A 15511-nucleotide genomic window follows, 5' to 3' on the forward strand; every position below is an offset into this window, starting at 1 on the left:
GGTGAAGCCGTGACGCTCGCACCACCCCTGCCCTCGTTCCGGCTCGACGGCAAGAAAGCCCTCGTCACAGGTGCGGGACGGGGGATCGGCGCCGCGGCGGCCGCCGTCTTCGCCCAGGCGGGCGCGGCGGTCACCCTGTGCGCGCGAACGGGTTCCGAACTGGACGCCAGGGTCGAGGAAATCCGCGGGGCGGGTTTCGAAGCGGACGCCTTCGTTCTCGACGTCAACGACATCGCCGCCGTTCGCCGCGAGATCGGGGCGCGAGGCCCCTTCGACATTCTGCTCAACAATGCCGGCGTCAACCGCATCCGACCCGTCACGGAGGTGACCGAAGAGGACTATGACGCCGTCCTGAACGTCAACCTCAAGGCCGCGCTGTTTGTCGCGCAGACCGTGGCCCAAGGACTTATTAAAGCGGAACGGCCCGGTTCGATCATCAATGTCTCGTCGCAGATGGGCCATGTGGGCGGCGGCGGCCGGTCGCTCTACAGCGCCTCCAAATGGGGACTTGAAGGCCTGACGCGGTGCATGGCGATAGACCTCGCCCCCTGCGGCATCCGGGTGAACACCATCTGCCCCACCTTCATAGACACCGCCCTGACGCGTCCGATCCTCGACACCCCGGGCACGCGCGACCATGTGCTCAGCCGGATCAAGTTCGGGCGGCTCGGGCGCATGGAGGAACTGGCTGGACCGCTCCTGTTGCTGGCGTCCGACGCCTCGACCCTGATGACCGGAAGTTCGCTGATCGTGGACGGCGGCTGGACGGCGGGCTGAGGGACGGCGGCCGGCACTGGACTGCATTCCCCCGGGCGTGCCGGCGTCCGGGCAGACAGCGAAAGGGCCGCCCCGGTTTCCCGGGGCGGCCCTTCCCGACCGGTTGGGACGGTCAGTAGCGGTAGTTGATCCCGACCAGGAAGGTCCGGCCGTACTGCTGGTAGTCGATGACCCGGCGCGGATCATCGTTCTCGAAGGTCTTGAACTGCTCGTCGGTCAGGTTGTTGACCTGCGCCAGGAGCGAGAGACCCTCCAGCCGGCCCGACTGGAACTCATAGCCGATCTGGGCGTCGACGACCGATTCCGCATCCACCATCCGCTGGATGCGGTCGGTGCCCACGCCGGACAGTTCGCCCAGGAATTCGGAGCGGTAGCGATCGCTGATCCGGGCCTGGAAGCCGTTACGCTCATAGTAGAGGGTCAGGTTGCCGACCTTCTCGGACAGCCCCGGCAACGGGGTCGACGGACTGCCCGGGTTCGGGACGATGTCGCTGTCCGTCCAGGAGGCGCTGAACGTCGCGCCGAAGCCTTCCAGCGGCTCCCAGAACAGGTCGAACGGCACCGAGACCGCGAACTCCGCCCCCGAGATCGTTCCGCCCTCGCCGTTCTGCGGCTTGGACAGGAAACCCTGGCGCAGGGTCGGCGCCGTGGGGCCGGTGTAGGCGTAGCCCGTAAAGTCGGTCAGCGTCTGCTGATCGTAGATGTAGCTCTCGAGGTCCTTGTAGAAGAGGGCCAGCGAGACATAGCCGCGGCGGCCGAAATACTTCTCGATCGAGATGTCGGCGGCGTTGGCGATCCACGGCCGCAGCTCGGGATTGCCGCCGCTGCCGCCCCAGGGCGACTGGTTGACGTCGGTGCTGGTGGCCCGGCCTTCGTTGAAGTCGACATTCACCGAGGCGCGCATCTGATCCATCCGCGGACGGGCCATTTCGCGGGCCAGGCCGAGGCGGACGTACAGGTCATCGCGCACCTGGAAGTTCAGGTTCAGACTGGGCAGGATCTCGTTGTAGCTGTCGCCGCCCGAAACCGGGACGGGCGTCGCCGGATTGCCCGTAGCCGCTCGACCGTCCGAGCTCTGCTCCGTATGGACGAACTGCAGGCCGACGTTGCCGGTGACCGGCATGCCGCCCAGTTCGGCGTCCACGTCAGCCATGGCGTAGGAGGTGATCACCTGCTCCTCGACGCCCCAGCCGAAGGCCAGCAGGTTGTCGTCCTGCGGCGCCAGCAGGGTGTAGATGCCGCTCTCCACTAGGGCGAACGGGTCGTAGCTGATCACCGGGCCGATGCCGAGGAAGTCCAGTTGTGTCGGCGCCAGCAGGAACTGGCTCGGCACGGGCACGCTGGTGTTGTGCAGCGGGTCGTTGCGATTGGCCGTCAGCGACAGATAGTAGCGTTCGAGCGTCAGCTCCTTCTCGCGGTCCGTGACGTTGATGCCCAACGTGACGTGGCTGAACAGCCCGCCGTCGATGTCGCCGCTCACCTCGCCGCGGATCGAGTTCAGTTCATCGACGATCGACGGGCTGTTGATGAAGCCGTCCTGGCCGCCCTCGATGCCGGCCGGATAGACGCCGCCACCCCAGCCCTGGGCGCTGGTCAGCAGGATCAGGGTCGGATCGGCGTAGTTGAGCAGCGAGCTGAAGGTCGTGCCCTCAGGCGTCGTGCTGAAGGTCAGGGTGTCCAGGGCGCCGGTGACGTTGCGGCCGGTGCCGGCGTTGGTCTCCAGCACCGTGTCGGTGCGGTCGGCCTTCGAATAGCTGACGTCCAGGGTCGCCGACCAGTTGTCGTCGATCATGAATTCGTTGTTCCAGCCCAGCGAGGTCAGCTCGGCGGTCCGACGGTTGCCGTCGTTGCGAACAACGCCCTTCACATTGTCGAAGGTGCCGGCCACGACCATTCCGTCCTCGACGGTGGCGCCGGCACGCAGGGCGGGAGCCGGACGGCAGGTCGCCGCCGGTCCGGGGCAGGTCCCGGCGCTGCCGCCCCAGGCCAGCGGGAATTCGACGCCCCGGAGGATCTGGGTGTTGTCGAACTCCGAATAGAAGGCGTCGAAGGTCGAGTGCCAGCGGTCGTTCGGGCGGAACTCGACGGTCGCCATATAACCGTCGCGCACCAGTTCGCTGGACTGGACATAGGGCTTGGCGCCGCCGATCAGCAGCGCGCCGCCCGGACCGGAGTTCGGATAGCCCCAGGCGTTGAAACGCTCGGCCTGATAGGGCGTCGACATGTGGGCGTAGCCCAGCACCAGGCCCAGCCTGCCGTCCATGAACTGGTCGATGTAGCTGACGCTGAGGCGCTGGCCCGTGTCTTCGGTGCCCGAGTTCAGCGCGCCGTAGTCGTTCCACTCATAGCGGGCGTTCAGCGCGATCGTCTGGCGGCCGTACTCCAGCGGCCGGATCGTGCGCAGGTCGGCGGTGCCGGCCAGACCCTGGCCGATCAGGGCGGCGTCGGGGGTCTTGTAGACCATCACGCTGCCCAGCAGTTCCGACGGATACTGGTCGAACTCGACGCCGCGGTTGTCGCCGGCCGAGACCTGTTCGCGGCCGTTCAGCAGGGCGGTGGTGAAGTCGGGCGCAAGGCCGCGGATCGAGATGACCTGACCGCGTCCATCCAGCCGCTGCGCCGTCAGGCCCGGCAAGCGGGCCAGCGACTCGGCGATCGAGACGTCAGGCAGCTTGCCGATGTCCTCGGCGGTCACGACCTCGACGATCGAGCTTTCGGTGCGCTTCGAGGCGATCGAGCTTTCGATCGACGAGCGGATGCCGGTGACGACGACCTCGTCGATCTCGGTCGGCTCCTGCGGCGTGCTCTGGGCCGAGGCGGCCCCGGCGAAAGCCACGAGGCCGATGGCGCCGATAGCGCCGCCTGCGAGCAAGCGAGCACGGCGCGTGATTGGAGTTCTCATCGTCATTCCTCTCCCTGGAGCCGGCGCATTTCTGTCGAAGCGTCCGGCCTGTCATCGCAAAGTTATGCAAACTTATGGGAACCTTGCAAGCCGGTAATCATGCGGCGACGATGACGGCGTGGCGAAAATGTGACGCGTCGCAAGGCCATACTGCACTGCACAAGGCGATTCAGCCCTGTGCCGCCGCATTTCAGACATGTGATGCGGTGGATTGACAGACGGTCCCGGCACTGCAAAATCTTGCAAACTGATCCAGCGAGCCACGTCGTTCGCGGACACGGAGAGGACGTCAGGCCATGAGGAAACGCCTCAAAGGGTGGAATCGAGTCTGTGTCGCCGCCCTGCTGGGCGGCGCGCTCGCAGGCGCCGCCTCGTCCGTCGGGGCCCAGTCGGCGACTCCTGGCCTGGAGGCGCTGCGTCAGCGCCCGGCCGAGGATGAGGTCGTCTACTTCCTCATGCCCGACCGGTTCGAGAACGGCGACACGGCCAATGACCGGGGCGGCGCGCGCGGCGACCGGCTGGCCACAGGCTACGACCCGACCGACACCGGCTTCTACCACGGCGGCGACCTGAAGGGCCTGACCGCGCGGCTCGACTATATTCAGGGCATGGGCGCCACCGCCCTGTGGATCGCGCCCGTGTTCCGGAACAAATGGGTGCAGGGCCCGCCGGGTCAGGAGAGCGCCGCCTACCACGGCTACTGGATCACCGACTTCACGCAGATCGATCCGCATCTGGGGACCAACGAGGACTTCCGCACCCTGGTCGAGGCCGCCCATGCGCGCGGGATGAAGGTCTATCTGGACATCGTCATCAACCACACCGCCGACGTGATCCGGTACCGCGAATGCCCGCAGAACGACTGCGGCTACCGCTGGAAGGGCGACTATCCGTACAGCCGCCGCGGCGGCCTGCAGGGCGAGCCAATCAACCCGGGCTTCACAGGCGCGCCTGCCGGCGACTTCTCGACCCTGACCAGTCCCGACTATGCATACACGCCGTACGTCCCCGCCGGAGAGGAAAGCGCCAAGGTCCCGGCATGGCTCAACGACGTCGGTCTCTATCACAACCGGGGCAACAGCGCCTGGTACAGCGAAGCCCGCATGGACGGGGACTTCTCCGGGCTCGACGACCTGTTCACCGAACACCCGCGCGTCGTTCAGGGCTTCGTCGATCTCTATGGAAGCTGGATCGACGACTACGGGATCGACGGCTACCGGATCGACACCGCACGCCATGTAAACCCCGAGTTCTGGCAGGCTTTCGTACCCGCCATCCTTGAGCGGGCGCGCGCGAAGGGCATTCCGAACTTCCACATCTTCGGCGAGACCTACGACTTCCAGTCCGGCACGGCGGCCATGCACACCGTGGTCGACGGCCTGCCGACGGTGCTGGACTTCGCCTATCAGCGCGTCGTCCAGAACATGGTCACGGGCGTCCAGAACCCCGACGCCATGGGCTATCTGCTGATGGAGGACGCCATCTACGCCGGCGGCGCCCCGACCGCTCTGAAGCTGCCGACCTTCACCGGCAACCACGACATGGGCCGGATCGGCCATCTGATTCTGCACGCCAGGCCCGACATCTCCGACGCCGAACTCCTGGACCGTTCGGCCCTCGCCCATGCGCTGGTTCTGCTCGGGCGGGGCGTGCCGGTCATCTACTATGGCGACGAACAGGGTTTCACCGGCGACGGCGACGACCGCCGCGCACGGCAGGACATGTTCGAGACCCGCGTCCCCTCCTACGCCGACGACCGCCGCATCGGGACCGCCTCAGGCCCGTTCGACGCCGACGCCGACATGTACCGCCGCATCGCCGAAATGAGCCGCGTCCGCGCCGCCGACCGGCGTCTGCGCCATGGCCGGGTCGCCGTGCGCACCGCCGACCAGACGCCGGGGATTCTCGCCATCTCGCGCCTTGATGATGACGGCGAGACCCTGGTGGTGTTCAACACCTCGACCGAGGCGCGCGACGTCAATGTCGCGGTCGAGTCAGGGTCCGCCGAATGGCGCGCCCTGATCGGATCGTGCCCCGCCCGCAGCGCCGCTCCGGGCTCAGTTTCCGTGTCCCTGCCCGCCCTGGGCTATCTTGTCTGCGTATCCGAAAGACCAGCGTGACCGCCCAGATTCTCGAACAGCCCGCCGCCCTGACCGACGCCGCCGAATGGTGGCGCGGCGCCGTCATCTATCAGGTCTATCCGCGCAGCTTCGCCGACACCAACGGCGACGGCGTCGGCGATCTGGCAGGCGTCACCGCCCATCTGGAACATATCGCCTCGCTGGGCGTGGACGGGGTCTGGCTCAGCCCCTTTTTCACCTCGCCGATGAAGGATTTCGGCTACGACGTCGCCGACTATTGCGACGTCGATCCGATCTTTGGAACCCTGGCCGACTTCGACCGGCTGATCGAAAAGGCGCATCGCCTCGGCCTGAAGATCATCACCGATCTGGTCTTCGCCCACACCTCGGACCAGCACGCCTGGTTCGAGGAAAGCCGCCAGTCGCGCATCAATCCGAAGGCGGACTGGTTCGTCTGGGCCGACGCCAAGTCCGACGGTTCGCCGCCGTCCAACTGGCAGTCCGTGTTCGGCGGCCCGGCCTGGACCTGGGACGCTCGCCGTGGCCAGTACTACATGCACAATTTCCTGCCGGAGCAGCCGCAGCTGAACCTGCACAATCCGGATGTGCAGGACGCCCTGCTGGACGCCGCCCGCTTCTGGCTGGACCGGGGCGTCGACGGCTTCCGCTTCGACGCCATCAATTTCTCGATGCACGATCCGAAGCTGACGGACAATCCGCCCCTGCCGCCCGGCGGCAAGCGGACCCGGCCGTTCGATTTCCAGGACAAGGTGCATAACCAGTCCCAGCCCGGCATCGTCGACTTCCTGGCCCGCATCCGGGCTTTGACAGACAGCTACGGCGGCCGCTTCAGCGTGGCCGAGGTCGGCGGCGACCACGCCGAGCGCGAGATGCAGGCCTTCACCCAGGGCGACGACCATCTGAACAGCGCCTATGGCTTCCTCTATCTCTACGCCCCGGCGCTGGAGCGCCAGCTGGTGCGAGAAGGCGCCGAGGCCTGGCACGGCCGCGACGGTCAGGGCTGGCCGTCATGGACCTTCTCGAACCATGACGCCCCGCGCGCCATCTCCCGCTGGGCCGGTGGCCGCGATCTGCGCGCCTTCGCCGAGATGGCCATGCTGCTGCTCATGACCCTGCGCGGCAACGTCTTCATCTATCAGGGCGAGGAATTGGCCCTGCCCCAGGCCGACGTTCCGTTCGACCGGCTGGTCGATCCCGAGGCCATCGCCAACTGGCCCCAGACTCTCGGCCGCGACGGCGCCCGGACACCCATTCCGTGGACGGAGCACCTGCCGCAGGCCGGCTTCTCCACCGTGGAGCCGTGGCTCCCGCTCGACCCGCGCCACGTTCCCCTGTCGGTCGACCGGCAGGAGACCGACCCCTCATCCATGCTCAACGCCACGCGCCGTCTGGTCGCCTTCCGCAAGGCGCACCCGGCCCTGATGCTGGGCGAGATGACCCTGCTGGACCGCAACGACGATCTGCTGGCCTTTGAACGGGTTCACGAGGGCGAACGGCTGGTCTGCGTCTTCAACCTCGGCTTCGAACCCGTGGTCTGGACCCTGCCCGAAGGCCATCAGGTTCTCGAGGCGGTCAATGTCGGCGCGGCGCCGGAAAGTCTGCTGCCGCCGATGGCCGGGCTGGTTCTGGCGGCCGGATGACCTCAGCCCCCGCAGCTCTCGCGCACGATCAGGTCGGTGGGGATCCGTTCCGACCGGCCGACCGAGTCGCCGGGGTTGTCGAGCAGCTTGGACACCAGCAGACGGCCCGCCTTCATCGTGTCCTGCGCGATCGTCGACAGGGCGGGGCGGCTGTAGCGGCTGAACGGCACATTGTCGAAACCGATGACGGAGACATCCTCGGGCACCCGCATACCGGCGTGCAACAGGGCCCGCACGGCGCCCAGGGCGATCTGATCCGAGGCGCAGACCACGCCGTCGAACTGCACCCCGCGTCGGATCAGGCTGTCGACCGAGGCCTCGGCCGACTCGACCTCGAAATGGGCTTCCATGATCAGGTCGGGATCGACCTCGATCCCGGATTTGGCGAGCGCTTCCAGATATCCGCGATGCCGCTGCATGGCCTCGGGCGGATCGAGGTCGCCCAGGAAGACGATGCGTTTGCGCCCCAGCCGCGCCAGATGCAGCGTCGCGCGCCGGCCGCCGGCGAGGTTGTCCGACCCGACCGAACAATAGGCCTGATCCGGCATCTGGGCGCCCCAGACCACGAACCGGCCCTCGGTCTCGGCGAGCCGGTTCAGGCTCTGATGCAGGGTGCTCTGACCGAGGAAGATCACGCCGTCGGCGCGGCTGGTGTTCATCGCCGCAGACAGGTCGTCGTAACTGGTCGGCGAGAAATGGCTCATGATCACGTCGCAGCCGCGCTCACGCGCCGCCTCGCCGACGCCGGCCAGAAGCTCGAGAAAGAAGGGATCGCTCAGCCGGCCCTCGCGGCCCTGCGGCCGCGGCGTCACCAGGGCGATCACCCCGTCGGCGCCGATCGGTCCGGCGGGCATGTAGCGGCGGAACGGATAGTCGTGCTCGCGCGCCAGCTTCCAGATCAGCTGTTTGGTCCGGGCGTTGACCGCCGGACTGTCGTTCAGCGCCCGCGACGCCGTCGATATCGACACGCCCGCCAGCTTGGCCAGGTCTTCCAGTCGGGTGTTGCGGCTCAAACGGGCGCTCCGGTTGGTTTTCTGTCTGCAAAATTTGCTGCAAACCTTGCTTGTTCTGCGCCGCCGCGGCCGCGCTTGGCAAGTGCCGTTCCGTGGAGTGCGTCCTGATGTTGACCCGCCGTTTCCTGATCTCGACCACCGCCCTGCTGGCGACACTGCCTGCCGCCGCCAAGGCGCAGGACGTGGCGCAGGCGCCCGCCGCCGGCGGAACCGCCGCCGCCCGCGCCTCCTCGCCCGACGGCGTCCTGTCGGTAGAGGTCTCGGTCACCGGCGAGGGCCGCGCCGACTACACCGTCACCCGCCTCGGCCGTACCGTCGTCGCTCCCTCGCGCCTGGGCTTCCTGCTCACCGACGCGCCCAAACTGGAGCGCAATTTCACCGTCACCGCCGACGCCCCGACAAGCCACGACGACACCTGGGAGCAGCCGTGGGGCGAGCGGCGCTTCATCCGCAACCGCTACACTCAGTTGCGCGTCCATCTGACCGAGCGCAACGCGCCGAACCGGCGGCTGGACGTGGTCTTCCGCCTCTATGACGACGGCCTCGGCTTCCGCTACGAGGTCCCGGAACAGCCGGGGATGACCACCGTCAACATCGCCGCCGAATTGACCGAGTTCGCCGTCGCCGACGCCGGGACGGCCTGGTGGATTCCCGCCTTCGAATGGAACCGCGAGGAATACCTCTACAACCGCACCCGGATCGACGCCGTCGGCGTGGCCCAGACGCCGTTGACGGTCCGCACCGACGACGGTCTGCACGTCTCGATCCACGAGGCGGCCCTGACCGACTATTCGGGCATGAACCTGCGCCGGGTCGAGGGCGGGCGGTTCAAGGCGGCTCTGACCCCTGGCCTGACCAATGCGGCGGTCCAGCTGACCGCGCCCTTCGTCACCCCGTGGCGCACCATCCAGATCGCCGACAAGGCCGCCGATCTGGTGACGTCCAGCCTGATCCTGAATCTCAACGAGCCCAACGCCCTGGGCGACGTCAGCTGGTTCAAGCCGATGAAATACGTCGGCGTCTGGTGGGAAATGCACCTGGACAAAAAGACCTGGGCCTCGGGTCCGAAGCACGGCGCAACCACGGAAAACGTCATCAAACACATCGACTTCGCCGCCGCCCACGGCTTCGGCGGCGTGCTGGTCGAGGGCTGGAACAAGGGTTGGGACGGCGACTGGTTCGGCAACGGCTGGGACTACAGCTTCACCGAGACCTATCCCGATTTCGACATCGAACGGATCGCCGCCTACGCCCGGTCGAAGGGCGTGGAAATCATCGGCCACCACGAAACCGGCGGCAACGCCTTCCACTACGAGCAGCAGATGGATGCGGGCTTCGCCCTGTACCAGCGGCTGGGCTGGCACTCTGTCAAGACCGGCTATGTCGCCGACGCCGGCGGCGCCCGCGTGCGCGGCCCCGACGGTTCGCCCAGGTTGGCCTGGCACGAGAGCCAGCCCATGGCGCAGCACCACCTGCGCGTCGTCCAGGCCGCCGCCCGCCATCAGGTCGCCGTCAACGCCCACGAACCGTTCAAGGACACCGGCCTGCGCCGGACATATCCGAACATGATCTCCCGCGAGGGCGCGCGCGGCATGGAGTTCAGCGCCTGGGGCCAGCCCGGCAATCCGCCCGAGCACGAGGTGAACCTGGTCTTCACCCGCCTGCTGGCCGGACCGATGGACTACACCCCGGGCATCTTCGGCATGGAGACCCGGGCGCCTGACGGGATCGCCACCACCTGGGCCAAGCAGTTGGCGCTCTATGTGACCATCTATAGCCCCATCGTCATGGCCGCCGACCTTCTGGAGAATTACGAAGCCAACCCCGGCCCGTTCCAGTTCATCAAGGACGTCGCCGTCGACTGGTCGGACACCCGCGTGCTGAACGGCGAGGTCGGCGACTTCGTCACCATCGCCCGCAAGGACCGCAACTCCGACCAGTGGTTCCTGGGCGCCATGACCGACGAGCATCCGCGCGTGCTGGACGCCTCCCTCTCCTTCCTCGACCCCGGCCGCCGCTACCGCGCCGAAATCTATAGCGACGCACCCGACGCCCACTGGAAGACCAACCGCGAGGCCATCGTCATCGAGGCGCGCGAGGTCACCGCCGCCGACACCCTGGCCCTTCGCCTCGCCCCCGGCGGCGGTCAGGCCATCCGCTTCGTGCCGCTGGGCCGGGGCCGCCGCGCATGACCGAGACTGACAACGTCTGGCGTACGCGCCCGCGCCTCAGCGGCCTGTCGATCTGGAACATGTGCGTCGGCTTCTTCGGCATCCAGATCGGCTTCGGCCTGCAGAACGCCAACACCAGCCGCATCTTCCAGACCCTGGGCGCCGAGGTGGATTCCCTGGCCATCCTGTGGATCGCCGCCCCCCTGACCGGCCTGCTGGTCCAGCCGATCATCGGCTATTTCAGCGACCGCACCTGGACGCCGTTGGGCCGCCGCCGGCCCTATTTCCTCGTCGGCGCGATCCTGACGACCCTCGCCCTGATCGTCATGCCGCATTCCCGTGAACTCTGGATCGCGGCCTCCATGCTCTGGATCATGGACGCCTCCATCAACATCACCATGGAGCCGTTCCGCGCCTTCGTCGGCGACAACCTGCCCCAGGAGCAGCGCGCGACCGGCTATGCGATGCAGAGCTTCTTCATCGGCGCCGGCGCGGTCTTCGCCTCCTGCCTGCCGTGGATCCTGTCCAACTGGTTCGACGTCGCCTCGACCGCGCCGGAGGGCGTGGTCCCGCTGAGCGTCCGCATTTCCTTCTACGTCGGCGCCGCCGCCCTGCTGGCCGCCGTCCTCTGGACCGTCGTCACGACACGCGAATACAGCCCCGAACAGATCGACGCCTTCGAGAAGGCCCGCGACGCCTCCCATGCCCCAGCCGCCGCCCGCTCGCGCACCGCCTGGTATGCGGGCGGCCTGTCCTGGGGCTTCGCAGGCGCCGTCGGGTCGGGTCTGATCGCCGCCTTTGGCCTGCAGAAGGAGCTCTACGTCCTCGCCGGATTTCTCGTCGCTTTCGGCCTGATGCAGATGGCCGTCGGAGCGCTGGCGGCCGCTGGCCGATCCAATGCCCTGACCGACATCATGGGCGACATCTTCGCCATGCCCGGGACCATGCGCGGCCTTGCGGTCGTGCAGTTCTTCAGCTGGTTCGCGCTGTTCTCGATGTGGATCTACATGACCCCGGCGGTCACGGCCGTGCACTACGCCTCGCCCGACGCGGCCTCCGCCGGCTACGCGGAGGGCGCCGACTGGGTCGGGGTGCTGATGGGCGTCTACAACGGCGTCGCGGCGCTGGCCGCCTTCGTCATCCCCGTTCTGGCCGCGCGGACCGGTCTGCGCGGCGCTCACGCCGTCAATCTGACGCTCGGCGCGGCCGGCTTCTTCGGCCTGTTCCTGATCCGCGATCCGGCCCTGCTATGGATACCCATGATCGGCGTCGGTTTCGCCTGGGCCTCGATCGTCTCCCTGCCCTACGCCATCCTCGCCAACGCCGTGCCGGGCCGGAAGATGGGCGTCTACATGGGGGTCTTCAACATCTTCATCGTCGTGCCCCAACTGGTCGCCGCCACCCTTCTCGGCGCGACGCTCAAGGCCCTGTTCGCGGATCAGGCCATCTGGGCCCTGGTCATCGGCGGGGTCAGCTTCCTGATCGCCGCCGGCGCCAGCCTGATGGTCCCCCGGGAGGAGTTGTGACCCCGGACCGCCGCACCCTGCTGGCCGCCCTCGCCGCCCTTCCGCTGGCGAGCGCGGTCCGCGCCGAGGCCCCGACCGAGGGCCGCCTTGTCGAGCATCCGCGGATGGCCTCGGCCCATGTCCAGCCGCGCGACGTCACCGTCTGGCTGCCCCCCGGCTACGACGCCTCGGACGCCCGCTACCCCGTCCTGTACATGCACGACGGCCAGAACCTGTTCGATGGTTCCCGCGCGGCCTACGGCAAGGAATGGGGTGTCGATGAACACGTCGCCCGCCTGTCCGCCGGCGGCCAGATCCGCACCCCCATCGTCGTCGGCATCCACAACACGCCGCTGCGCCTCCGCGAATACGTCCCCGCCGACCTGATCCGCTCCCTGCCGGGCGACATGCGGGGGGACATTCAGGCCATCTATGGCGGCGAGCCCCTGTCCGACGGCTATCTGCGTTTCATGGTCGAGGAGCTGAAATCCTTCATCGACCAGACGTACCGGACCCGGACCGGTCGCGACGACACCGTCGTCATGGGTTCCAGCATGGGCGGGCTGATCTCGCTCTATGCCCTGATGAAACACTCCGACGTGTTCGGCGCCGCCGGCTGCGTCTCGACCCATTGGCCCATCCGCATCGACCAGATCACTGACGAGGCGGCGCTCGCCCCATGGCGCCAGCGGCTGGTCGCGGCCTGGACCGAGGTAGTCCGCGACAGCCTGCCCGACCCGCGCAGCCATCGCCTCTATTTCGATCGCGGCGACGAGACGCTGGACGCCTTTTACGCCGTCTTCCAGTCGCGCATCGACGAGACCATTCGCGCCGCCGGCTGGGGCTCCGACCGCTTCCGCAGCCTCGTCTTCCCCGGCGCCGAACACAACGAAGCGTCGTGGAACCAGCGCCTCGACGTCCCCCTCGCCTTCCTGCTTCCTCCTGCCTGACGAGTCCCCCCATGCGCATGATCTTCCGCCTCGCATCCGGCGTCGCCCTGGCCGCCCTCGCCGGCTGCGCAACGCACGACGCCGCACCGGTCGCGGACACGCCGGCGCCGGTCGTCTCTTCCGTCGCCCCCCGCGCGCCCGGCGACCGGCCGACCTGGGTCAACGCGGCCAAGACCGGCGTCGGCGCCTCGTACGAGGCCTATGTCGACGGCCAGTATCGTAACGGCGGACGCACCGGCGACGTCAGCCGGGTCTGGTTCTCCATCGCCGACGGCGTCCTGACCGAGACCATGTACGGCCTGATCCACGAGGCCCAGATCAAGCAGTTGCGCTTCGCCGTCGTCACCGACACGGGGTTGTCGGTCGAGGGGGCGGACACCAGCAGCCGCACTGAATATCTGCACACGGACGATCAGGGCCGCCCGCTGTCGCCGGCGTATCGGGTGATCACCACGGACCGGCAGGGCCGCTACGAGATCGAGAAGCGGATCTTCACCGACCCGGACTCCCAGTCGCTGGTCGTCCGCGCAACGATCCGGGCCCTGAAGGGCCGGATCACGCCCTACGTCCTGCTCGAACCGCACATGGCCAATACTGGCGTCGGCGATTCCGGCGAGGCCCAGCGCGGCGCGCTCTACGCCTCGGAAGGCGATGTCCATCTGGCGCTCCGGCCGACCTTGCCATTCGAGACAGCAAGCGTCGGCTTCGTGGGCGCGTCTGACGGCCTGACCGATCTGGCCGACGGTCGCCTGGGCCAGGTCCACGAGACCACCGGTAACCAGCCGGGCAACATCATGTTGACGGGCGGCTTGCCGCAGCTGGGGCCGAACCAGTCCTTGAGCCGCGACTTCGTCATCGGCTTCGGCTCGACCCGGACGGCCGCCAGCAGCGCCGCGAACCGGACCGTGGCGACCGGCCTCGACGAGGTGCTCGCCCGCTTCAATGGCGAAGGCGACCGCGTCGGCTGGGAAGACTATGTCGCCTCGCTGGGCGACCTGTCCCGCATCGCCGAACAGTCCACCGACGGCGGCAAGCTCGCTTACGCCTCCGCCCTGATGCTGAAGGTGCAGGAGGACCGCACCTACGCCGGCGCCCTGATCGCCTCCCTGTCCAATCCGTGGGGAGACACCGTCGACGCCACCGAATCCTCGACCGGCTACAAGGCCGTCTGGCCGCGCGACTTCTATCAGGTGGCCATGGCCCTGATGGCCTTGGGCGACGCCGAGACGCCCGTCGCCGCCTTCCGCTACCTGCCCCAGGTTCAGGTCCGCGCCGACACGCCGGGCAATACCGGCGCCACGGGCTGGTTCCTGCAGAAGACCCATGTCGACGGCCAGATCGAATGGGTCGGGGTCCAGCTCGACCAGACGGCCATGCCGATCATGCTGGGCTGGAAACTGTGGAAGGCCGGCCGGATCGGCGACGCCGAACTGGCCGTCATGTACGCGCGGATGATCAAGCCCGCCGCCGACTTCCTCGTGGACGGCGGCCAGGCCGGCATCCTGTGGAACGACCGCCAGATCACCCCGCCCTGGACCCAGCAGGAACGCTGGGAGGAGCAGGAGGGCTACTCCCCCTCCACCACCGCCGCCGTCATCACTGGCCTGACCGTCGCCGCCGACATCGCTCGCGCCTCGGGGGATCCGACCTCCGCCGCCCGCTACCAGGCCGCCGCCGACGACTATGCGTCGAAGGTCGAGGCGCGGATGTTCACCACCGACGGCGAATACGGCGACGGCCGCTACTTCCTGCGCCTCAGCCGCAACGAGGACCCCAACGACAAACTGCCGCTGGGCGAGAACAACGGTCAGCCCGCCATGCCCGAGGACCGCATCATCGACGGCGGTTTCCTGGAGCTGGTGCGCTACGGCGTGCGCGCCGCGGACGCGCCCTCGATCACCGCCAGCCTGCCCGAATACGACGACCAGATGCGCGAGGCCCGGTTCCGCGTCCGCTACGATCTGAACGGCGTTCCCGGTTTCCGCCGCTACGGCAACGACGGCTACGGCGAGAACACCGACACCGGCGGCAACTACGGCGTGGGCGGGATGACGCCGGGCCAGCGGGGCCGGGTCTGGCCTATCTTCACGGGCGAACGCGGCCACTACGAACTGGCGGCCCTGCTGGCCCATCCGTCCGCCGATCAGGACTGGAACGCGGCGCAGCTGAACCTCATCCGCCAGACCTATGTCCGCGGCATGGAGTCCTTCGCCAACGGCGGCCTGCTGCTGCCGGAACAGGTCTGGGACGGCGTCGGCGACGACACCCCCCGTGACTACCGTCCGGGCGAGGGCACCAACTCCGCCACCCCCCTGGCCTGGACCCACGCCGAATACGTCAAGCTGCTGCGCTCACTGTCCGATCGCGCGGTCTGGGACCGCTACGCGCCGGTCGAGGCGCGTTACGCGTCGCCGGGAGGGCGGAACCCTCGCTAGACATGGTTCCGGCCTC

At 68.0% G+C, this 15511-nt stretch carries 9 protein-coding genes; 7 read left to right on the forward strand and 2 right to left on the reverse strand.

Going from position 1 to position 15511, the window contains the following annotated elements:
• The first annotated feature begins 9 nt into the window (after positions 1-9).
• Positions 10-777 (forward strand): SDR family NAD(P)-dependent oxidoreductase, encoded by a 768-nt coding sequence (locus tag BrevBR_RS10135; RefSeq protein ID WP_332641370.1) that lies wholly within the window; start codon positions 10-12, stop codon positions 775-777.
• A gap of 112 nt (positions 778-889) precedes the next feature.
• Here BrevBR_RS10135 and BrevBR_RS10140 read toward each other — a convergent pair whose 3' ends face one another.
• The gene (locus BrevBR_RS10140) at positions 890-3679 is read right to left on the reverse strand and encodes a TonB-dependent receptor (RefSeq protein ID WP_332641371.1); all 2790 of its coding nucleotides are present in this window, start codon (positions 3677-3679) and stop codon (positions 890-892) included.
• Between the two features lie 296 nt (positions 3680-3975).
• On the opposite strand from BrevBR_RS10140, the gene BrevBR_RS10145 reads away from it, so the two are divergent.
• Positions 3976-5799 carry an alpha-amylase family glycosyl hydrolase gene (locus BrevBR_RS10145; RefSeq protein ID WP_332641372.1) on the forward strand — a complete coding sequence of 608 codons (1824 nt, stop codon included), beginning with the start codon at positions 3976-3978 and terminating at the stop codon, positions 5797-5799.
• On the forward strand, positions 5796-7421 hold the full coding sequence (locus BrevBR_RS10150) for an alpha-glucosidase family protein (RefSeq protein WP_332641373.1): 1626 nt from the start codon (positions 5796-5798) through the stop codon (positions 7419-7421). Before BrevBR_RS10145 ends, BrevBR_RS10150 begins: the two co-directional genes overlap by 4 nt.
• Positions 7422-7423: 2 nt before the next feature.
• On the opposite strand, the gene BrevBR_RS10155 is transcribed toward BrevBR_RS10150, so the two are convergent.
• A complete protein-coding gene (locus BrevBR_RS10155) occupies positions 7424-8434 on the reverse strand; it encodes a LacI family DNA-binding transcriptional regulator (RefSeq protein ID WP_332641374.1) in 1011 nt (336 codons plus the stop codon).
• Between the two features lie 107 nt (positions 8435-8541).
• Here BrevBR_RS10155 and BrevBR_RS10160 point away from each other — a divergent pair, with 107 nt between their 5' ends.
• The 4 genes from BrevBR_RS10160 to BrevBR_RS10175 are packed head-to-tail and all read left to right on the forward strand — an operon-like array spanning position 8542 to position 15495.
• Positions 8542-10626: a glycoside hydrolase family 97 protein gene (locus BrevBR_RS10160; protein ID WP_340000858.1), complete on the forward strand. Its 2085-nt coding sequence runs from the start codon at positions 8542-8544 to the stop codon at positions 10624-10626.
• A complete protein-coding gene (locus BrevBR_RS10165; RefSeq protein ID WP_340000859.1) occupies positions 10623-12131 on the forward strand; it encodes an MFS transporter in 1509 nt (502 codons plus the stop codon). Before BrevBR_RS10160 ends, BrevBR_RS10165 begins: the two co-directional genes overlap by 4 nt.
• Positions 12128-13060, forward strand: a complete 933-nt coding sequence (locus BrevBR_RS10170; protein ID WP_332641377.1) for an alpha/beta hydrolase — start codon at positions 12128-12130, stop codon at positions 13058-13060. Before BrevBR_RS10165 ends, BrevBR_RS10170 begins: the two co-directional genes overlap by 4 nt.
• An 11-nt stretch (positions 13061-13071) precedes the next feature.
• Positions 13072-15495: a glucan 1,4-alpha-glucosidase gene (locus tag BrevBR_RS10175; protein ID WP_340000860.1), complete on the forward strand. Its 2424-nt coding sequence runs from the start codon at positions 13072-13074 to the stop codon at positions 15493-15495.
• Positions 15496-15511: the final 16 nt, after the last annotated feature.

Origin of the sequence: Brevundimonas sp. BR2-1, assembly GCF_037626195.1 — a bacterium.
Classification (GTDB): Bacteria; Pseudomonadota; Alphaproteobacteria; order Caulobacterales; family Caulobacteraceae; genus Brevundimonas.

Coding starts and splice junctions, on each gene's coding strand:
- BrevBR_RS10140 (WP_332641371.1), bottom strand. CDS start 3,679: ATGAGAACTCCAATCACGCGCCGTGCTCGCTTGCTCGCAGGCGGCGCT.
- BrevBR_RS10145 (WP_332641372.1), top strand. CDS start 3,976: ATGAGGAAACGCCTCAAAGGGTGGAATCGAGTCTGTGTCGCCGCCCTG.
- BrevBR_RS10165 (WP_340000859.1), top strand. CDS start 10,623: ATGACCGAGACTGACAACGTCTGGCGTACGCGCCCGCGCCTCAGCGGC.
- BrevBR_RS10160 (WP_340000858.1), top strand. CDS start 8,542: ATGTTGACCCGCCGTTTCCTGATCTCGACCACCGCCCTGCTGGCGACA.
- BrevBR_RS10175 (WP_340000860.1), top strand. CDS start 13,072: ATGCGCATGATCTTCCGCCTCGCATCCGGCGTCGCCCTGGCCGCCCTC.